The sequence below is a fragment of the Halomonas rhizosphaerae genome, from assembly GCF_030012485.1.
GTDB lineage: Bacteria > Pseudomonadota > Gammaproteobacteria > Pseudomonadales > Halomonadaceae > Halomonas > Halomonas rhizosphaerae.
The window spans coordinates 200,516-220,400 of the sequence record NZ_JASCQQ010000012.1; the positions used below are offsets into that span (position 1 = coordinate 200,516).

The 19,885-nt window shown below is 66.6% G+C and carries 18 protein-coding genes; 13 read left to right on the forward strand and 5 right to left on the reverse strand.

Annotated features, from left to right (window positions below):
• Positions 1–70: 70 nt before the first annotated feature.
• A complete protein-coding gene (locus QLQ86_RS06605) occupies positions 71–1,528 on the reverse strand; it encodes an SLC13 family permease (RefSeq protein ID WP_407650053.1) in 1,458 nt (485 codons plus the stop codon).
• A 180-nt stretch (positions 1,529–1,708) separates the two neighbouring features.
• On the opposite strand from QLQ86_RS06605, the gene QLQ86_RS06610 reads away from it, so the two are divergent.
• The 9 genes from QLQ86_RS06610 to ihfA all read left to right on the forward strand — a co-directional run bounded on the left by QLQ86_RS06610 (position 1,709) and on the right by ihfA (position 10,559).
• Positions 1,709–2,176, forward strand: a complete 468-nt coding sequence (locus QLQ86_RS06610) for a DUF2489 domain-containing protein (protein WP_282736033.1) — start codon at positions 1,709–1,711, stop codon at positions 2,174–2,176.
• Positions 2,177–2,476: 300 nt separating this feature from the next.
• Positions 2,477–3,292 (forward strand): OmpA family protein, encoded by an 816-nt coding sequence (locus QLQ86_RS06615; RefSeq protein WP_282736032.1) that lies wholly within the window; start codon positions 2,477–2,479, stop codon positions 3,290–3,292.
• Positions 3,293–3,510: 218 nt separating this feature from the next.
• Positions 3,511–5,412 carry a threonine--tRNA ligase gene (thrS, locus tag QLQ86_RS06620; protein ID WP_282816305.1) on the forward strand — a complete coding sequence of 634 codons (1,902 nt, stop codon included), beginning with the start codon at positions 3,511–3,513 and terminating at the stop codon, positions 5,410–5,412.
• Between the two features lie 34 nt (positions 5,413–5,446).
• Positions 5,447–5,986: a translation initiation factor IF-3 gene (gene infC, locus QLQ86_RS06625; protein ID WP_282736163.1), complete on the forward strand. Its 540-nt coding sequence runs from the start codon at positions 5,447–5,449 to the stop codon at positions 5,984–5,986.
• 87 nt (positions 5,987–6,073) lie between these two features.
• Positions 6,074–6,268, forward strand: coding sequence for a 50S ribosomal protein L35 (rpmI, locus tag QLQ86_RS06630; protein ID WP_016854829.1), 195 nt, complete (start codon positions 6,074–6,076; stop codon positions 6,266–6,268).
• Between the two features lie 36 nt (positions 6,269–6,304).
• Positions 6,305–6,658 (forward strand): 50S ribosomal protein L20, encoded by a 354-nt coding sequence (gene rplT, locus QLQ86_RS06635; RefSeq protein ID WP_021817421.1) that lies wholly within the window; start codon positions 6,305–6,307, stop codon positions 6,656–6,658.
• Positions 6,659–6,773: 115 nt separating this feature from the next.
• Entirely contained in the window at positions 6,774–7,793 is a 1,020-nt protein-coding gene (pheS, locus tag QLQ86_RS06640; RefSeq protein WP_282816306.1) for a phenylalanine--tRNA ligase subunit alpha, read from the forward strand.
• Between the two features lie 34 nt (positions 7,794–7,827).
• Positions 7,828–10,206 carry a phenylalanine--tRNA ligase subunit beta gene (gene pheT, locus QLQ86_RS06645; protein ID WP_282816307.1) on the forward strand — a complete coding sequence of 793 codons (2,379 nt, stop codon included), beginning with the start codon at positions 7,828–7,830 and terminating at the stop codon, positions 10,204–10,206.
• Between the two features lie 50 nt (positions 10,207–10,256).
• Entirely contained in the window at positions 10,257–10,559 is a 303-nt protein-coding gene (ihfA, locus tag QLQ86_RS06650) for an integration host factor subunit alpha (RefSeq protein ID WP_282736162.1), read from the forward strand.
• Positions 10,560–10,629: 70 nt separating this feature from the next.
• Here the strand turns inward: ihfA and QLQ86_RS06655 are convergent, their stop codons facing one another.
• A complete protein-coding gene (locus QLQ86_RS06655) occupies positions 10,630–10,839 on the reverse strand; it encodes a DUF2788 domain-containing protein (protein ID WP_282816308.1) in 210 nt (69 codons plus the stop codon).
• A 134-nt stretch (positions 10,840–10,973) separates the two neighbouring features.
• On the opposite strand from QLQ86_RS06655, the gene QLQ86_RS06660 reads away from it, so the two are divergent.
• Together QLQ86_RS06660 and QLQ86_RS06665 are read left to right on the forward strand one after the other, a co-directional pair.
• Entirely contained in the window at positions 10,974–11,438 is a 465-nt protein-coding gene (locus QLQ86_RS06660) for a flavodoxin (RefSeq protein WP_282736027.1), read from the forward strand.
• A 1-nt stretch (position 11,439) separates the two neighbouring features.
• Positions 11,440–11,805, forward strand: coding sequence for a hypothetical protein (locus QLQ86_RS06665; RefSeq protein ID WP_282816309.1), 366 nt, complete (start codon positions 11,440–11,442; stop codon positions 11,803–11,805).
• A 154-nt stretch (positions 11,806–11,959) separates the two neighbouring features.
• Here the strand turns inward: QLQ86_RS06665 and ppnN are convergent, their stop codons facing one another.
• Positions 11,960–13,321 carry a nucleotide 5'-monophosphate nucleosidase PpnN gene (gene ppnN / locus QLQ86_RS06670; protein ID WP_282736025.1) on the reverse strand — a complete coding sequence of 454 codons (1,362 nt, stop codon included), beginning with the start codon at positions 13,319–13,321 and terminating at the stop codon, positions 11,960–11,962.
• A gap of 141 nt (positions 13,322–13,462) precedes the next feature.
• Here ppnN and QLQ86_RS06675 point away from each other — a divergent pair, with 141 nt between their 5' ends.
• A complete protein-coding gene (locus QLQ86_RS06675; protein WP_282736024.1) occupies positions 13,463–14,380 on the forward strand; it encodes a LysR family transcriptional regulator in 918 nt (305 codons plus the stop codon).
• A 74-nt stretch (positions 14,381–14,454) separates the two neighbouring features.
• On the opposite strand, the gene gcvP is transcribed toward QLQ86_RS06675, so the two are convergent.
• Entirely contained in the window at positions 14,455–17,358 is a 2,904-nt protein-coding gene (gcvP, locus tag QLQ86_RS06680; protein WP_282816310.1) for an aminomethyl-transferring glycine dehydrogenase, read from the reverse strand.
• A 146-nt stretch (positions 17,359–17,504) separates the two neighbouring features.
• Positions 17,505–17,897, reverse strand: a complete 393-nt coding sequence (gene gcvH, locus QLQ86_RS06685; RefSeq protein ID WP_282816311.1) for a glycine cleavage system protein GcvH — start codon at positions 17,895–17,897, stop codon at positions 17,505–17,507.
• Between the two features lie 511 nt (positions 17,898–18,408).
• Between gcvH and QLQ86_RS06690 the strand changes: the two genes are divergently transcribed.
• Complete coding sequence (locus QLQ86_RS06690) at positions 18,409–19,815, forward strand: alanine/glycine:cation symporter family protein (protein ID WP_282736021.1); 1,407 nt, start codon at positions 18,409–18,411, stop codon at positions 19,813–19,815.
• Positions 19,816–19,885 lie beyond the last annotated feature (70 nt).

The window sequence follows — 19,885 nt, forward strand, 5'->3', positions numbered from 1 at the left end:
CGTCTTTCTTACAATGTCACGTGCCCGGCCGGATGGCCGGGCTCCGCATTAGATGGCCGTCGTCGTCGGATCACCAGAGCGTCATGATCAGGAAGTAGGCCATCAGGGTCACCAGCACCGTGCTGATCAGGTTGAGCACGAAACCGGCACGGATCATCGACTGGATCCGCATGTGACCGGTGGCGAAGACGATCGCGTTGGGGGGCGTGGCCACCGGCATCATGAAGGCGCAGCTGGCGGCGATGGCGGCGGGCACCGTGATCAGCAGTGGCGAGATGTCCAGTGACAGGGCCAGCGCCCCGAGCAGCGGCAGGAAGGCGGCGGCGGTGGCGGTGTTGGAGGTCACCTCGGTGAGGAAGATGATCACCAGCACTACCACGCCGACCATCGCCAACAGCGGGAAGGTGCCGAACACGCCGAGCTGCTGGGCGATCCATTCCGCCAGTCCCGAGCGACTGATGGAGCCGGCCAGGGCCAGGCCACCCCCGAACAGCAGCAGGATGCCCCAGGGCAGCTCGTGCGCCGCGTCCCAGTCCATCAGGCGCTCGCCCGGCTGGCGGCCGGCCGGCACCAGGAAGAGTGAAATGCCCGCGATGATGGCGATGCCCGTGTCGGAGAGCCAGTCGAGCCCTGCGTCATTGAGCAGGGGGCGCAGCATCCAGGCCACCGCGGCGAGCAGGAAGACGACGCCCACGCGTCGCTCTGCCGGGTTGGTCCGGCCGAGCTTGGCCAGTTCGTCGCGGACCATGCCGGCACTGTCCTCGCCGGCATCCAGGGCGAAGTCGCGACGGGTCAGCCACCACCAGGCGCTGACCATCATGGCGGCACTGATCGGCAGGCCGATCATCATCCACTGGGCGAAACCGATGTCGATGCCGCGGTCCTCGGCCAGGTAGCCGGCCAGCAGGGCATTGGGCGGCGTGCCGATCAGGGTGGCCACGCCGCCGATGCTGGCGGAGTAGGCGATGGCCAGCAGCAGGGCCGTGGCGTAGCGGCGTAGCTCTTCGGGGTCGCTGTCGTCCAGCAGGCTGATCACCGACATGCCGATCGGCAGCATCATGATGGCCGTGGCCGTGTTGGACACCCACATGCTGAGGAAGCCCGTGGCCAGCATGAAGCCGCCGATCTGCTGGCGAGGCTTGTGGCCGACGACCCGCAGCACGTGCAGGGCTAGGCGTTTGTGAAGGCTCCAGCGCTGCATGGCGATGCCGAGCAGGAAGCCGCCGAGGAACAGGTAGATGATCGGGTTGGCATAGCTGGCGGCCGTCTCGCTCATGCCGCCGATCCCCAGCGCCGGCACCAGTGCCAGCGGCAGCAGCGAGGTGGCGGGGATCGGGATCGCCTCGGTGGACCACCAGGTGGCCATCAGCAGGGCGAGGCCCAGGCAGGCCCAGGCCGATTCGGCCATGCCGGCCGGGGCGGGCAGCAACAGGGTCATCAGCACCCAGAGGGGCCCCAGCCACAGGCCGATACGCGCGGAGAGGGGAGGCGCCGAGGGCTTGTCTTGAGAGTCGTCGGTGGGGGACATCATCGCTCCTTGCCGGGGTGGGAGGGGAGGAGATAATACGGAGATTGAAGGTGTCGAGCAGGGCCTGGTATGCAACACGACGCCTTCATCTCGGTCACAATCGGCACTGCGGTTAATATAGGGAGGCACCTTGATCGTGTATAATATCTGTACATGCACTGAACCGACGGGGATACGCCCATGAGCTCTACCCTGGCACTGACGCTTCTCGGCCTGGCGCTGGCCATCATCGCCGGCCTCGGGGCTTACGCCTACACCCTCTGGAAGGAGGTGCAGCGGCGCAAGGCCTTCCGCGAGGAGGAACTGCAGCGCGCCCATCGGAACTGCCTGGAGAACCTGGAAATGGTCGCCTCGGCGCTGGTGCAGGAGCAGGTCGATATCACCGAGGGTAGTTGGCGCTGCAAGGTGCTGCTGGAGATCCTCGACCAGAAGCTGACCGAGCGCCCCGACTTTCAGGCCTTCGACGAGGTGCATCGGCGTACCCGCCACCTGCACACCCACTCCGCGCGCCAGGCGCTCAGTCCCCGTGACCGCTTCCGTGAGGATCGCGAGCGCCTGGCCGTGGAGGAAGAGTTCCGCGAGCCGGTGCTCAAGGCCGCGGCGGCAGTGGTGGAATTTCGCCGCGGCTGGCCGGGTAGCCTGCACTGAGCGAAGCTCGCCGTTCGGCCCGGTTCGTCACGAGCCGATATTTCGTGCGCTAGCGCACCATCTTCGATTGCAACCTACGGGCCTCTGCTGCAAGCTTGTCGAGCGTCGTAGATGGCTGATATATGGCTGGAGGCCACGGCCATCGGAGGACCGGACTGGCCGAGAAGGCACTTACGTGCTTTCTTGGTAGGTGCAGGAAGTGGATCGGGGACCGCTTCCCTTGGGTCATTCCTCGGAACCCCGGGTGATGAGGGCATTGCCTGTCACACCGGGATGTAGTCAAGAAGAAGGAGTCTTAACATGAAAAAATCCACGACTGGCTTGTTGCTCGGTTCCGCGCTGGTGGTCGGCCTGTCCGGCTGCGCCAGCTCCGCTTCCCAATCCAGTGACGGTGCGGGCGCGTCGTCCGATCGCGCCTGGTACCAGCATCCGACCGTCTGCGGCCTGGCCGGTGGCCTGATCGGCGGTGGCATCGGCTACGGTACCAGCGGCGAGTCCGACGAGGACCAGGGCGCGGCCATCGGTGCCACGGCGGGTGCCACCATTGGTGCCATGCTGTGTGCCGACACCTCGCCGGCACCGGCGGAACCGGCGCCGCGCGACACCGACGGTGACGGCGTCATCGATGCCGATGACGAGTGCCCGGGAACCCCGGCCGGCGTGGCCGTGGATGCCGTGGGGTGCCCGCTGGACTCCGACAACGACGGCGTGCCGGACTACCAGGACCAGTGTCCGGGAACCCCGGCCGGTGCCGAGGTCAACGCCCTGGGCTGCGAGGAGGACCTGGTCCTGCGTGACGTCAACTTCGAGTTCGACTCCGCCACCCTGACCATGGGTGCCGAGCAGATCCTCGACGACGTCGCCGAGAAGCTGCGCGCCAACGAGAACGTCCGCGTGCGCATCGAGGGTCATACCGACTCCGTGGGTAGCGCTGCCTACAATGAGCAGCTGTCCCAGGAGCGCGCCGATTCCGTCGCCGACTACCTGGCCAGCCAGGGCGTCGATCGGGATCGCATGCAGACCACCGGTTTCGGCGAGTCCCAACCGGTGGCGACCAACGACACCGATGCGGGTCGTGCCGAGAACCGTCGCGTGGAACTGGGCGAGTGGGAGTGATCCTGCCCTGACCCGATCCATGGCCCCGGGCGCGTCCCGGGGCTGACGGCCGAACGAGAGAAGGCGCCTTCGGGCGCCTTCTCTCTTTTCGGGCGCCGCGTTCCGCCATGGCGCCGAAGGGGACGCTTCTGCTAGGCTAGGCGTCGTTTTTCCACGACCATTCTTCTGGCGACACGTGATCCCTGGTATGGATCACCACTGCGCACAAGGAACCCTTCATGCCCATCGTGACCCTGCCTGACGGCAGTCAGAGATCCTTCGACGCCCCCCTTACCGTGATGCAGCTGGCCGAGAGCATCGGCCCCGGTCTCGCCAAGGCCTGTGTGGCCGGCAAGATCGACGGCGTGCAGGTGGACGCCGCCGATGTCATCGACCGCGACGCCGAGGTGGCGATCCTCACCGCCCGCGACCCGGAAGGCCTGGAGGTCATCCGCCACTCCTGCGCCCACCTGATCGGTCATGCCGTCAAGCAACTCTATCCCGATGCCAAGATGGCCATCGGTCCGGTGATCGAGGACGGCTTCTACTACGACGTCGACTTCGGGCGGTCGGTGACCCCCGATGACCTCGAGGCCATCGAGGCCCGCATGAAGGCGCTGATCGACCACGAGTACGACGTGGTGCGCGAGTACGTCGACCGTGACCAGGCGATGCTGACCTTCCTGCATCGCGAGGAGCCCTACAAGCAGGAGATCGTGCGCGAGATCCCCGAGGGAGAGACCATTCGTCTCTACCATCACGAGGAGTACGTGGACATGTGCCGGGGGCCCCACGTGCCCAATACCCGGCACCTGAAGGCGTTCAAGCTGACCAAGCTGGCCGGTGCCTACTGGCGCGGTAACGCCGAGAACCCGATGCTGACGCGGATCTACGGCACGGCCTGGCCCGACAGGAAGCAGCTCAAGGCCTACCTGAAGCGGCTCGAGGAGGCCGAGAAGCGCGACCATCGCAAGCTGGCGAAGAGGATGGACCTCTTCCACCTCCAGGAGGAGGCGCCGGGGATGGTCTTCTGGCACCCCAACGGCTGGACCATCTACCAGGCCCTGGAGCAGTACATGCGCCGGGTCCAGGTCGAGAACGGCTACCAGGAGATCAAGACGCCGCAGATCGTCGATCTCTCGCTGTGGAAGGCCTCCGGTCACTGGGGGCACTACAGCGACATGATGTTCACCACCGAGTCGGAGAAGCGTGACTACGCGGTCAAGCCGATGAACTGCCCCTGCCACGTGCAGGTCTTCAACCAGGGGCTGAAGAGCTACCGTGACCTGCCGCTGCGCCTGGCCGAGTTCGGCAGCTGTCACCGCAACGAGCCCTCCGGCGCGCTGCACGGCCTGATGCGGGTGCGCGGCTTCACCCAGGACGATGCGCACATCTTCTGCACCGAGGGGCAGATCCAGTCCGAGGCCGAGGCCTTCATCGCCCTGACCATGAAGGTCTACCGGGAGCTGGGCTTCGATGACGTGGAGCTCAAGCTCTCCACGCGACCCGACGACGACTTCCTGGGTGAACCGGAGCTCTGGGACCGCGCCGAGGCAGGTCTCGAGGCCGCGCTCGACGCCACCGGCCTCGACTGGGAGCTGCAGCCGGGCGAGGGGGCCTTCTACGGACCCAAGATCGAGTTCTCGCTGCGTGACTGTCTCAACCGGGTCTGGCAGTGCGGGACCCTGCAGCTGGACTTCAACCTGCCGGGGCGGCTGGGGGCGCAGTTCGTCGACGAGGACGGTGTCCGCAAGACGCCGGTGATGCTGCATCGGGCGATCCTCGGTTCCTTCGAGCGCTTCCTCGGTATTCTCATCGAGCACTATGCCGGGGCCATGCCGCTGTGGCTGGCACCCCAGCAGGTGGTGGTCATGACCATCACCGATGCGCAGCGCGACTATGCCATGTCGCTGGTGAAGCGTTTGCAGAAAGTCGGTCTGCGCGTCAAGTCGGACTTGAGGAACGAGAAGATCGGCTTTAAAATCCGCGAGCATACGTTGCAGAAGGTCCCCTATCTCCTGGTGGTGGGAGATAAGGAAGTCGAGTCCGACTCGGTGGCCGTGCGTACGCGCAGTGGCGAGAACCTTGGTACGATGGTGGTGGATGCCTTCATCGACCGTGTTCGGGCCGAGCGGCAATAGCGACATCTTCCCAAGCTGAAGTGGAGACGGAACCATCAAGCGAAGCAACCCAAGAGGGCGTGTTCAAGACAAGCGCCCCCCCATGAACGAGCGGATTACCGAGGATCAGGTTCGCCTGATCGACAGTGACGGCGAGCAGTTGGGCATCGTGCCCACCAGCGAGGCGCTGGAGCGAGCCGAAGCGGCCGGTATGGACCTCGTGCAGATTTCCAACGCCGATCCGATCGTCTGCAAGATCATGGATTACGGCAAGTTCGTCTTCGAGCAGAAGAAGCAGAAGGCTGCTCAGAAGAAGAAGACGAAGCAGATCCAGGTCAAGGAAGTGAAATTCCGGCCTGGCACCGACGAGGGCGACTATCAGGTCAAGATGAAGAACTTGATCCGTTTCCTCGAAGGTGGCGACAAGGGCAAGGTCACGCTGCGCTTCCGCGGTCGCGAGATGGCGCACCAGGACATCGGTCGCAAGCTGATGGAGCGGATCGCCGCCGATCTCGAGGAGATCGGGACCGTGGAGTCCTTCCCCAAGATGGAAGGGCGCCAGATGATCATGATCATTGCCCCCAAGAAGAAGTGATCCGACGGCCAGTCCAACGGGCGGAAGGCGAGAAGGCCTTCCGTCGGCCACGGATTTTCTGAAAAAGCCTCGAGCGGAGTTAACCTCATGCCGAAAATCAAGAGCAACAGCGGCGCTGCCAAGCGCTTCAAGAAGACGGCCAACGGCTTCAAGCACAAGCAGTCGTTCCGCAGCCACATCCTGACCAAGAAGTCCACCAAGCGGAAGCGTCAGCTGCGTGGGATGAAGCAGATCCACGACGCCGACAAGCAGCTCGTGCAGCGCATGCTGCCGAACCTGTAACGCCCGGGTGAACCCCTCTAACGTCAGGAGAAAGCCATGACTCGTGTCAAGCGTGGTGTCGTCGCCCGTCGTCGTCACAAGAAGATTCTCAAGCAGGCCAAGGGCTACTACGGTGCCCGTTCACGCGTCTTCCGCGTGGCCAAGCAGGCCGTCATCAAGGCCGGCCAGTACGCCTACCGTGACCGCCGCCAGCGCAAGCGCCAGTTCCGCGCCCTGTGGATCCAGCGCATCAACGCCGGTGCCCGTCAGCACGGCCTGTCCTACAGCCGCTTCGTCGGTGGCCTGAAGAAGGCCGGTATCGAGATCGACCGCAAGGTGCTGGCCGATCTGGCCGTTCACGAGAAGGCTGCCTTTGCCGCCATCGTCGAGAAGGCCAAGGCTGCCCAGTAAGGGACGTCGACCCTTGGCCGGCCACGGCGCACGCCGAGAGGCCGGACCATGATCGTCGCAGGGGAAGAGCAGCCGCTCTTCCCCTGTTTTTTTGAAAGACTTCGGAGCTCAACGGATGGACCACCTTCCCACTCTGGTTGCCGAGGCTCGCGACGCCATCCACGCCGCCGACAGCCTGGCCGTGCTGGACGAACTGCGCGTCCGCTATCTCGGCAAGAAGGGCGAGATCACCGCGCTGCTCAAGGGGCTCGGCAAGCTGCCTGCCGAGGAGCGCCCGGCCGCGGGCGAGCGCATCAACCAGGCCAAGCAGGCCCTGGGCAAGGAACTGGACGAGCGGCGTCAGGCGCTGGAAAAGGCGGCCCTCGAGGCGCGCCTGGCCGCCGAGCGCCTCGACGTGACCCTGCCGGGGCGCGGTCAGCCCAGCGGTGGCCTGCACCCGGTGACCCTGACCCTGGAGCGCATCGAGGGGCTCTTCACCCGTATCGGCTACGACGTGGCGGTCGGTCCCGAGATCGAGGACGATTACCACAACTTCGAGGCCCTCAATATCCCCGCGCACCACCCCGCAAGGGGCATGGCCGATACCTTCTACTTCGATGCCACCCGGTTGCTGAGGACCCATACCTCGCCGGTGCAGGTACGGACCATGAAGGAGGCCGAGCCGCCGATCCGCATCGTCTGTCCCGGGCGCGTCTACCGCAGCGATTCCGACCTGACCCACACCCCCATGTTCCATCAGGTCGAGGGGTTGCTGGTCGACGAGGACGTCAGCTTCGCCGACCTCAAGGGCACCATCCAGGACTTCCTGCACGCCTTCTTCGAGCGTGATGACCTCTCGGTGCGCTTCCGGCCCTCCTACTTCCCCTTCACCGAGCCCTCGGCGGAGGTCGACATCCAGTGCGTGATGTGTGGTGGCGATGGCTGCCGGGTCTGCTCCCATAGCGGCTGGCTGGAAGTGATGGGCTGCGGGATGGTGCATCCCGAGGTGTTCCGCCACTCCGGCATCGACGCCGAGCGCTACACGGGCTTTGCCTTCGGCATGGGCGCCGAGCGCCTGGCCATGCTGCGCTACGGCGTCAACGACCTGCGGCTGTTCTTCGACAACGACCTGCGCTTCCTGCGCCAGTTCGCCTGATCGACCCCCGGATAAGCAGAACACAGGATACGTCATGAAATTTTCCGAACAGTGGCTGCGTGACTGGGTCTCGCCGGCGCTCTCCACCCAGGCCCTGGCCGACCAGATCACCATGGCCGGCCTGGAAGTCGATGCCGTGGACCCGGTGGCCGCCGCCTTCAGCGAGGTCGTCGTGGCGGAGGTGGTCGGCAAGGAGCCCCATCCCGATGCCGACAAGCTCAATGTCTGCCGGGTCGACGACGGCAGTGGCGAGCCCGTCCAGGTGGTATGCGGGGCGCCCAATGTGGCCGTGGGGCAGAAGGTGCCCTTCGCCCGGGTCGGTGCGGTTCTGCCCGGTGACTTCACGATCAAGCAGGCTCGGCTGCGCGGTGTCGAGTCCCGCGGCATGATCTGCTCGGCCTCCGAGCTGGGCCTCGAGGAGGAGACCTCCGCGGGGATCCTCGTGCTGCCCCCGGGGGCGCCGGTCGGCGAGGGATTCCGTGACTACATGGGCCTGGACGACCACACCATCGAGGTGGACCTGACGCCGAACCGCGGGGACTGCCTTAGCCTCAAGGGGCTGGCCCGCGAGGTCGGGGTGCTCAATCGACTGGCCGTCTCGGGCCCCGACCTGCCCCCCGTGGCGCCCACCGTCGATGAGACCTTCCCGGTGCGGGTCGAGGACGCCGAGCGCTGTCCGCGCTACATCGGCCGCCTCATCAAGGGCGTCGACGTCACCGCCGAGACACCGCTGTGGATGGTCGAACGGCTGCGCCGCAGCGGCATCCGCTCCATCGACCCGGTGGTGGATGTCACCAACTACGTGATGCTCGAACTGGGCCAGCCGCTGCATGCCTTCGATCGCGCCAACCTGCACGGCAGCGTGGTCGTGCGGCTGGCACGGGAGGGGGAGCGCCTGGTGCTGCTCGACGGTCAGGAGATCACCCTGGACGGCTCCACGCTGGTCATCGCTGACGAGCGGGGCCCGCTGGCCATCGCGGGCGTCATGGGTGGCGAGCACTCCGGCGTGACCCCAGAGACCCGCGACATCTTCCTCGAGTCGGCCTTCTTCTCGCCGCTGGCGATCGCCGGCCAGTCGCGCGCCTATGGCCTGCATACCGACGCCTCGCACCGCTTCGAGCGCGGTGTCGACCCCTGCCTGGCCCGCGAGGCCGCCGAGCGGGCCACCGCCCTGCTGCTGGCGATCACCGGTGGCGAGCCGGGGCCGCTGGTCGAGGTGGCGAGCGTTGAACATCTGCCGGACGGCCGTGAGGCGACCCTGCGGGCGTCTCGCCTGGAGCAGGCGCTTGGCAAGTCGCTGCCCCGTGGCGAGGTCACCGAGATCCTCGAGCGCCTCGGCCTGGCGGTCGAGGCCTCCGGGCAGGGCTGGACCGTGCGGGTCCCGAGCTGGCGCTTCGACATCGCCATCGAGGAGGACCTGATCGAGGAGGTGGCGCGCATCCACGGCTACAATCGCCTGCCGGTGCGCCGTCCCCTGGTCCGCCTGGCCCTGCGCCCGGCCCACGAGGCGCACACGCCGCTGGCGCGGCTGCGGCGCCAGATGGTCGCGCGCGGCTACCAGGAGGCCGTGACCTACAGCTTCGTCGCCCCCGAGCTGCAGCAGGCGCTGCATCCCGAGGCGGTATCGCCGACGCTGGCCAACCCCATCTCCAGCGATCTCTCGGTGATGCGCGCGAGCCTCTTTCCCGGCCTGGTGCGGGCCCTGCAGCACAACCTCAACCGCCAGCAGGACCGGGTGCGACTGTTCGAGACCGGCCTCACCTTTCGTGGCGAGCTCGACCACTTGCACCAGACCCCGATGCTCGGCGCGCTGGTCTGCGGTCCTCGCGAGCCGGAGGGCTGGACCGGCGGCAGGGAGCCGGTCGACTTCTTCGACCTCAAGGGGGACCTGGAAAGCCTGCTGGCCCTCGGCGAGCCCCAGGCCTGGCGCTTCGAGCCCGGCGAGCACCCGGCCCTGCATCCCGGCCAGTGCGCCCGCCTCCTGCATCGTGGTGAGGAGGCCGGCTGGATCGGCACCCTGCACCCCGCGGTGCGCGCCAGACTTGGCCTCAAGGTCGACGCGCTGCTCTTCGAGGTGCGCCTCGATGCCCTGACCCAGGGTCGGGTGCCGGCCTTCACGCCGCTCTCACGCCATCCCGAGGTGCGCCGCGACCTGGCCTTCCTGGTCGAGGAGGGGCTGCCGGTGCAGTCGCTGCTCGACACCATCCGGGCCCAGGCCGGCGAGTGGCTGGTGGAGTCTCACCTGTTCGATGTCTACCAGGGCAAGGGGGTGCCGGAAGGCCTCAAGAGCGTGGCCCTGGGCTTGACCTGGCAGCATCCATCGCGCACGCTTAATGACGAGGAAATCAATCAGTTGGTTGATGCCATCGTCGCGGAGTCACGTCAGCATCTGGGGGCGGAGTTGCGCGCATGAGGCCTGGGCGTCTCGTCGATCGGCAGGACCAGCGCCATGAGGACGACAACATGGGTGCGTTGACCAAGGCGGAACTGGCCGAACATCTGCACGCGGAATTGGGCCTCTCCAAGCGCGAGGCGAAGTCCATGGTGGAGGCCTTCTTCGAGGAGATTCGCGGCTGCCTTCGCGAGAACGAGCAGGTCAAGCTCTCGGGCTTCGGCAACTTCGACCTGCGCGACAAGCGTGAACGACCCGGTCGCAACCCCAAGACCGGCGAGGAGATCCCGATCTCGGCGCGGCGGGTGGTCACCTTCCGGCCCGGCCAGAAGCTCAAGAGCCAGGTCGAGGGGTACCGCGGCGAGTCCCACTGACCCCCTTGCCGTCCATCAAGAACGCCACTCCGCGGAGTGGCGTTTTTCGTCGACGGTGCCCGGCGTCTCGTCACACGCCGTTGCCGTTCTCCAGCATCCAGGTGATGACCACCTTCAGGACATAGCCCAGCATCCCGGCACCCAGCACCACGAACAGCATGATGGTGCCGAAGCGGCCGGCCTGGGACTTCTTCGCCAGGTCCCAGATGATGAAGCACATGAAGAGGATCAGGCCGCCGATCATGATCGGGGTGATCCAGGTCTCGAAGGTCTGCTGCATGATGCCTCCGTGCATGCCTCAGGGAAATCCGACCATTATACTCGGGCTTAGGCGGCACTGCAGGCCCCAGGGCGTGGCCCCATGCCGCACCCCCATGTTAATATCCGACCGAAATCCTCAGGTAAATCCATGACATGCCCATGCTCAAGATCTTCGTAGGTACCATGTATGGCGGTGCCCTGGACGTCGCCGAGCAGGTCAAGCCGCTGTTCGAGGAGGCCGGGTACGAGGTGGCCATCTTCGACCAGCCGACCCTCGACGACCTCATCGGCTCGCCCACCGACCTGGCGCTGTTCTGCGTCTCGACCACCGGCAGCGGCGACCTGCCCGGCAACATCGTGCCCTTCGCCCGGGACCTCGAGGAGCAGAGTCCCGGCCTCGCCGGACTCCGTTACGGCCTCATCGCCCTGGGCGACAGCTCCTACGGCGACACCTTCTGTGGCGCGGGGCGCTATCTTGACGAGCTGCTCGAGGGACAGGGGGCGCAGCGCCTCGGTGAGCGCCTCGAGGTGGATGCCATGGAGACCTTCATGGCGGACGACGAGGCCCTGCCCTGGGTCGAACAGTGGATCGATGTCCAGCAGCTGAAGGTGGCCTGACGTGGGGGCGACGCCGACAGCGGAGCGCCTCAGCCTGCTGCTGGGGCTCGGGACGTTGATGCTGGCGACCTTGCCACGCTACCTGGCCGGAGGGCACGAGACACGTCTCTCGCTGATGCTGATGGCGCTGGCGGTGGTGACCGTGGTGAGCGTACTGCAGTGGCGGCTGCTCCCGGGCGAGGCGCGCTCGCGCCTTCCCACGCTGTTGCGTCGACTGGGGCTCTGCCTGGGCGTGGGGCTGATCGTGATGGCTGCCTGGCACGCCCTGACCAGTGACTTCTTCGGCTGGGAACTGCTGCTCTCTCACGGCGCAACGCTGGGGCTGCTGCTGCATGCCCTGGGGCTGTGGGTCAGGGTGCCTCGCTGAACTCGGCCCCAGCTACAAGGTTCAAGGAGCAAGTCACGAGGAAACCCTACAAAGACAGCCTTGTAGCCTGTCGGAGTGTGGGCGCACAGTACTTGCCCCTTGCCCCTTGCCCCTTGCCCCTTGCCCCTTGCCCCTTGTTCCTTGTTCCTTGTTCCTAGCCCAGCGTATAGCAGGGCACGTAGTCCCCGGCGAGCTTCATGCGGCCCTGGTCGACGAAGGAGGCCAGCAGCTCGTCGAGGCGGGCCATCAGCTCCGGTTCGGCGTGCAGGCGGAAGGGGCCATGGGCCTCGATCGCGCGGATACCCTTCTCCTTGACGTTGCCGGCGACGATGCCCGAGAAGGCGCGGCGCAGATTGGCGGCCAGTTCGTGGACCGGCTGCTCCTGGTGGAGTGCCAGGCCGGCCATGGCCTCGTGGGTGGGCTCGAAGGGCTCCTGGAAGTCCCGGGCCACGGTGAGTCGCCAGTTGTAGTAGAAGGCGTCCTGGCGGCTGCGGCGATACTCGGTCACCGCGTCGATGTTCTTGCGCATAGTGCGGGCGACCTCGACGGCGTCGTCGACGACAATGCGGTAGAGCCGGCGCACCTCTTCGCCCAGGGTGTAGACCAGGAACTCGTCGATGCGCCTGAAATAGTCGGCAGAGTCGGCGGGCCCGGTAAGGATCACCGGCAGCGCCATGTCGGCATTGTCCGGGTGCAGCAGGATCCCCAGCAGGTAGAGGATCTCCTCGGCAGTGCCCACGCCGCCCGGGAAGACGATGATGCCGTGGCCCAGGCGCACGAACGCCTCGAGGCGTTTCTCGATGTCGGGCATCACCACCAGCTCGTTGACGATGGGGTTGGGCGCCTCGGCAGCGATGATGCCGGGCTCCGAGACCCCCAGGTAGCGTCCCTGGGTGCGACGCTGCTTGGCATGGGCCACGTTGGCGCCCTTCATGGGTCCCTTCATGGCGCCGGGGCCGCAGCCGGTGCAGATGTCCAGCTCACGAAGCCCCAGGTGGTAGCCGACGGACTTGGTGTAGTCGTACTCCTCGCGGGAGATAGAGTGGCCGCCCCAGCAGACGACCAGGCTGGGGTCGCGTCCCGGCTTGAGGGTCCCGGCCTTGCGCAGGATATGGAAGACCGCGTTGGTGGTGCCCTCGGCGGTCCGCAGGTCGAAACGGTGGCGGGTCTGGATCTCGTTGTAGACGTAGACGATGTCGCGCAGCACCGCGGAGAGGTGCTCGCGGATGCCGCGGATCATCTTGCCGTCGACGAAGGCCTCGGCGGGGGCGTTGGTAATCTTGAGGCGAACCCCGCGGTCCTGCTGCAGCACCTCGATGTCGAAGTCCCGATAGGTCTCGAGCAGGGCCAGGCCATCATCGGTGGGATTGCCGCAGTTGAGTACCGCCAGCGAACAGTTACGCAGCAGCTCGTGCAGGCCGCTCCGGGAGGTATCGTGGAGGCGCTCGACCTCCTGCTGGGAGAGAATCTCGAGGCTGCCTTCCGGCGAGATGGTGGTGGAAATGGTGTCGGGCATGCTTGGCGTTCCCTGTCGTCATGGCGGCATTGCTCGTCCTGCGATGCTACCACGCCGCGCCTCGGCCGGGCATCGCTGCGGCCCCTGCGGCGAACTGGTAGAATCCGTGCTGCCAGGCCATCGCCCGCCACGTGACGCCCCATGTTCAACGCCCGATACTTCCGCACCTTCATCACCCTGGTCGAGACCGGCAGCTTCACGCGCACCGCCCGCCGCCTGGAGATGACCCAGCCCGGGGTCAGCCAGCACGTGCGCAAGCTTGAGGAGTACCTCGGCAAGCCGCTGCTGGATCGCCAGGGGAGGCGTTTCGTACTCACCGAGACCGGCCGGCGGGCCTACGACTACGCGCTCAAGCTGTTCGCCGAGCACGAGCAGTTCCGCCACTCCCTGGACGATGACAGCCTGGACAGCGGCGAGTGCCGCCTCGCCTCGCCGGGGAGCGTCGGCCTGATGCTCTATCCCTTCATCCTCGGCCAGCAGCAGATGCAGCCCGGTCTCACGGTGAGCTACAGCTTCGCCTTCAACGGCGAGATCGTCGCCGACGTGCTGGGAGGCCGTCATGACCTGGGGATCATCACCGAGGCCGTGCGCCATCCCGACCTCGACTGCGAGCCCTGGCACCAGGAGCCGCTCTGCCTGGTGGTGCCGGCGGACTTCGCCGGCAATGGCCTGGCCGACCTGATGGGGATCGGCTTCATCAGCTACTCGGGTGGGGAGGATCACGCCGGGGCCCTGCTGAAGGCCAACTTTCCCGACTTCCGCTCCATGAGCCACTTCCGGCGCCAGGGCTTTACCAACGAGGTGAGCATGGTGCTGGATGCCGTGGCGCGCGGGCTCGGCTTCACCGTGGTCTCCCGAGTGGTGCTGGAGACCTCGCCCTGGCAGCGCCAGGTCAAGGAGCTCTCTCTGAACCAGCCGGTCCACGAGACCCTGCATCTGGTCATGCGTGCCGGCGAGCAGATGCCACGGCGCTACGTGCGGCTGCTCGAGGGCTATCGCGAGCAGCGCCGTCACGAACGCTTCGGTTTCGGCGAGGGGCCGGAACGCCAGGAGGCCTGAACGCAGCAGGCCCCGCTGGGGGCGGGGCCTGTGCAATGCGTTGGTGCATGCGGGCAATGCGGCGTGCCCGTCAGTCACGTCGTTCCGTCGCGGTACTCGTCGATGCTCGGGCAGGAGCAGATCAGCTGCCGGTCGCCGAAGACGTTGTCGACCCGGTTGACCGCCGGCCAGTATTTGGCGGCCTTGACCGCCTCGGAAGGGAAGGCGCCGAGCTCTCTGGAGTAGGGGCGTTCCCAGGCGTCGTCCATCAGGTCGGCCATGGTGTGCGGGGCGTTGACCAGGGGGTTGTCGTCCGCCGGCCAGTCGCCGCGCTGCACGGAGGCGATCTCCTCGCGAATGGCGATCATGGCGTCGCAGAAGCGGTCGATCTCGTAGCGCGACTCCGATTCGGTGGGCTCGATCATCAGCGTGCCGGGTACCGGGAAGGACATGGTCGGGGCGTGGAAGCCGTAGTCCATCAGGCGCTTGGCGATGTCTTCCTCGCTGATGCCCGACTCGGCCTTGAGCGGGCGGATGTCGATGATGCACTCGTGGGCCACGGTACCGTTGCGCCCCTTGTAGAGCACCGGGTAGTGGCGCTCCAGGCGCGCCGCGACGTAGTTGGCGTTGAGGATCGCCAGCTCGGTGGCCTCACGCAGGCCACGGGCCCCCATCATCTTGATGTAGGCCCAGGAGATCGGCAGGATCGAGGCCGAGCCGAAGGGCGCGGCCGAGACCGCCCCACAGCTTGCCTCGACGCCGTCCAGTGGCGTCACCACATGGTTGGAGACGAAGGGGGCCAGGTGGGCCTTGACCCCGATCGGCCCCATCCCCGGGCCGCCGCCGCCGTGGGGAATGCAGAAGGTCTTGTGCAGGTTGAGGTGGCTGACGTCGCCGCCGAAGTCGCCGGGGCGGGTCAGGCCCACCTGGGCATTCATGTTGGCGCCGTCGATGTACACCTGGCCGCCGTGGGCATGCACGAGGTCGCACACCTCGCGCACGCTCTCCTCGAAGACCCCGTGGGTGGAGGGATAGGTGATCATGATCGCCGAGAGGGCGTCACGGTGCTGCTCGGCCTTGGCGCGCAGGTCCTCGAGGTCGATGTTGCCGTCGCTGTCGCACTCCACCACCACCACCTTCATCCGCGCCATGGCGGCGGAGGCCGGGTTGGTGCCGTGGGCGGAGCTCGGGATCAGGCAGACATCGCGGTGCCCCTCGCCCTGGGCAGCCTGATAGCGGCGGATCGCCACCAGGCCGGCGTACTCGCCCTGGGCGCCGGAGTTGGGCTGCATGGAGATATGGTCGTAGCCGGTGACCTCCACCAGGAAGGCGGCCAGCTCGTCGATCATCTGCCGGTAGCCCGCCACCTGGTCACGGGGCGCGAAGGGGTGGATGCGCGCAAACTCCGGCCAGGTGATGGGGATCATCTCGCTGGTCGCGTTGAGCTTCATGGTGCAGGAGCCCAGCGGGATCATGGCGTGGGCCAGCGACAGGTCCTTGTTCTCCAGGCGCTTGAGGTAGCGCAGCATCTCCGTCTCGCTTTGGTAGCGGCGGAAGGTCGGGTGGGTCAGGAAGTCCGACTGGCGACGGCAGGCCGCCGGGATGCCGGTGAGTCCCTCTGCCAGCACCCGGTCGTCGAGCTCGCGCACCGAGAGGCCGTGCTCCTCGCCGAGCAGCACGTCGAACAGCACGTCCACATCATGGGCGGTGGTGGTCTCGTCGAGGCTCAGGCCCACGTCGCCATTGGCGAAGTAGCGCAGGTTGAGGTCGTGGGTCATGGCCCGGCCATGGAGCTTGCCGGCGTCCACGCCGGTCAGGCGCAGTGTGTCGAACCAGCTGTCATGGGCCAGGGAGATGCCCTTGGCCTTGAGCCCCTCGGCGAGGATCGTGGTCAGGCGGTGGATGCGCGAGGCGATGGTGGTGAGCCCCTTGGCGCCATGGTAGACGGCGTAGAAGCCGGCGATGTTGGCCAGCAGCGCCTGAGCGGTGCAGATGTTGGAGGTGGCCTTCTCGCGGCGGATGTGCTGCTCGCGGGTCTGCATGGCCATGCGCAGCGCGGTGTTGCCGCGGCTGTCCCGCGAGACGCCGATGATGCGGCCAGGGATCGAGCGCTTGAGCTTGTCCGTGGTGGCGAAGAAGGCGGCATGCGGGCCACCGTAGCCCATGGGCACGCCGAAGCGCTGCGAGGAGCCCACCACCATGTCGGCGCCGATGGCCCCTGGCTCCTTGAGCAGCACCAGGCCCATGATGTCGGCGACCACGCAGGTCATCACGCCGCGCTCGCGGGCCGCGGTAACCAGCGGCGCCAGGTCACGGACCTGACCGCTGTCACCCGGGTACTGCAGCAGGGCACCGAAGACCTCATGGTCGGCGAGTTCCTCGGCCGGGGCCACCACCAGGTCGAAGCCGAACCAGGCGGCGCGGGTGCGCACCACGTCGAGGGTCTGGGGGAAGACGTCCTCGGCGACGAAGAAGGTGTCGCTCTTGGCCTTCTTGTTGGCGCGTTTGCACAGCGCCATGGCTTCGGCGGCGGCCGTCGCCTCATCGAGCAGCGAGGCGTTGGCCAGTTCCATGCCGGTGAGGTCCATGACCATCTGCTGGAAATTCAGCAGGCCTTCCAGCCGACCCTGGGAGATCTCCGGCTGGTAGGGCGTATAGGCGGTGTACCAGCCGGGGTTCTCCAGCACGTTGCGCTGGATCACGGTCGGCAGATGGGTGTCGTAGTAGCCCTGGCCGATGTAGCTCTTGACGACCCGGTTCTGGCGGGCGAGGCGCTGCAGGTAGTCCAGGGCCTCGGCCTCGCTCTTCGGCGGATCCAGGTCCAGCTCACGCCCCAGCCGGATGCCGGCGGGAACGGTCGCCTCGATCAGCGAGGGCAGGTTCTCCATGCCCAGGGTGGTGAGCATGCCATCCACGTCGGCACCGGCCGGTCCGTTGTGGCGCTGGAGGAAGGCATCGTGAGCGGCCAGATCGGCCAGGCGGCGGTTGTCGAAAGCCATGGAACACCCTGTGTGCGTGACGGGGCCTCGCCCCGGGGATCGTCGAAAGGGGCCGGCCCCGTCAGGGACGAGGCCGGGCGTGGCGCCCGTCGCGTCAGCGGCCGGCACGATCCGGTCGGTCCCGACGGGGGCGCCAGGGGCGAGGATCACTCCTCGGCGGCGGCCACTGCCTGGTAGGCGTCGGCATCGAGCAGGTCGTCGAGGACGCTGGCGTCCTCGAGACGCACCTTCATGATCCAGCCATCCTCGTAGGGCGACTCGTTGACGGTCTCGGGGGCATCCTCGAGCGTCTCGTTGACCTCGAGGATCTCGCCGGCCACCGGGGCGTAGAGGTCGGAAGCGGCCTTGACCGATTCGATGACGCCGAACTCGTCGCCCACGGCCAGGGTACGGCCCACCTCGGGCAGTTCGACGAAGACCACGTCGCCCAGCGCCTCCTGGGCATGGTCGGTGATGCCGATGGTCACGGTGCCGTCGCCATTGTCGAGGACCCATTCATGGCTTTCGGCATAGCGCAGGTTGGCGGGGATAGAGCTCATCGTGATTTCCTATACGAAAAAGGTTTTCGGATCCGCGAATGCTAACGCCATTGGCAGCATTTGGCGAGTCCTCCCGGCGGGTCGGTTCGGCGCCTGGCGCTCCTCGACCCGTTCACAGGTTGGTTCGCCGCAGCCGGTTCGTCCAGTACCGGCCCCGCAGGAGGAACGGCTGCTGTTCGGCGTGGACCAGGACGGCGGGATCCAGGCTGAGAGAGAGGCGGAGGGGTGATGCCAGGCGTCATCCTCTTGCTCCCAGGCGTTGCCGACAGTAGGCTTGCCGCGTTTCCGATCGGAAACAGGCGGCGTCATCCTGCGCGGTGCCGCTGTGGTGTCTCCCCCGGCTCATCGGGCTGGTGCATCAGTGGCATGATCCGCTATCGTGAAGGCGTTCGTCCTGTCGATCTTTCGTCGAAGCCTGGCCCGGCCATGCCATTTCGTCTTTCCCGAGGTCAGGCGAGCCCGGAAGCGCATGGCGGGTCACAACAACAAGCGTGAATTAAGGGAGACTCTCGTGGAAACCTTGAACAGTATCTTCGGTGCCATCAATGGCGTGGTATGGGGGCCATTGATGCTCATCCTGCTGCTGGGGGTGGGCCTCTACCTGCAGCTCGGCCTGAAGCTGATGCCGATCCGCAAGCTCGGCACCGGCTTCAAGCTGATGTGGCAGGGGCGTGACAAGAAACCCGAGCCGGGCAAGAAGGCCGAGAAGCTCGAAGACGGTGAGATCTCGCCCTTCAATGCCTTGATGACGGCGCTCTCCGCCACCATCGGGACCGGCAACATCGCCGGGGTGGCCACCGCCATCGCCCTGGGTGGCCCGGGGGCGGTGTTCTGGATGTGGATCACGGCCCTGGTGGGCATGGCGACGAAGTTCGCCGAGGCGGTGCTGGCGGTGCGTTACCGCGAGACCGACAGCACCGGCTACCATGTCGGCGGCCCGATGTTCTACATCAAGAACGGACTGGGCAAGAAGTGGCTGTGGCTGGGCGGTGCCTTCGCCTTCTTCGGCGCCGTGGCGGCCTTCGGCATCGGTAACACCGTGCAGTCGAACTCCGTGGCGGATGCCCTGGACTCCACCTTCGGCCTGCCGCACTGGATCACCGGGGTGGTGATCATGGTGCTGGCCGGGGCCGTGATCCTCGGCGGCATCAAGCGTATCGCCAAGGTGGCGGGCAAGCTGGTGCCGGTCATGGGCATCCTCTACGTGCTGGCCGGCCTGGTCGTGCTGGCGATCAACGCCGGCCAGATCGGTGAGGCGTTCAGCATGATCTTCTACTACGCCTTCAACCCGCATGCGGCCATGGGCGGCTTCGCCGGCGCGGCGGTGATGGCGGCGATCCGCTTCGGTGTGGCCCGCGGCATCTTCTCCAACGAGGCTGGCCTGGGTAGCGCGCCCATCGCCCACGCCGCGGCCCAGACCAAGAACCCGGTTCGCCAGGGCCTGATCGCCATGCTGGGTACCTTCATCGACACCATCATCGTCTGCTCCATCACCGCGCTGGTCATCCTGACCGCGGGTGTCTGGGAGACCGGGGAGGCCGGGGCGTCGCTGACCGCGCTCTCCTTCGACGAGGCCCTGCCCGGCATGGGCAACCAGATCGTGTCGCTGGCGCTGGCGGTGTTCGCCTTCACCACCATCCTGGGCTGGTCCTTCTACGGGGAGAAGTGCTTCCAGTTCCTGTTCGGTACCCGATCGATCATGCTCTACCGGGTGCTGTTCGTGCTGGCAATCCCGCTGGGTGCCATGGCCCAGCTGGGCTTCATCTGGCTGATGGCCGACACCTTCAATGCCATGATGGCCATCCCCAACCTGATCGCCCTGGCGCTGCTGTCGCCGGTGGTCTTCAAGCTGGCCCGTGACTACTTCGACGGCAAGGAGATCCTGCCGGGCGAGGAACTGGACCACGACAAATCCTGAGGGTGCGTCACGCCGGAGAGGTGTCCCGAGGGGCACCTCTCTTGCGTTGGCCCCCCAAGCCATGAGTGGT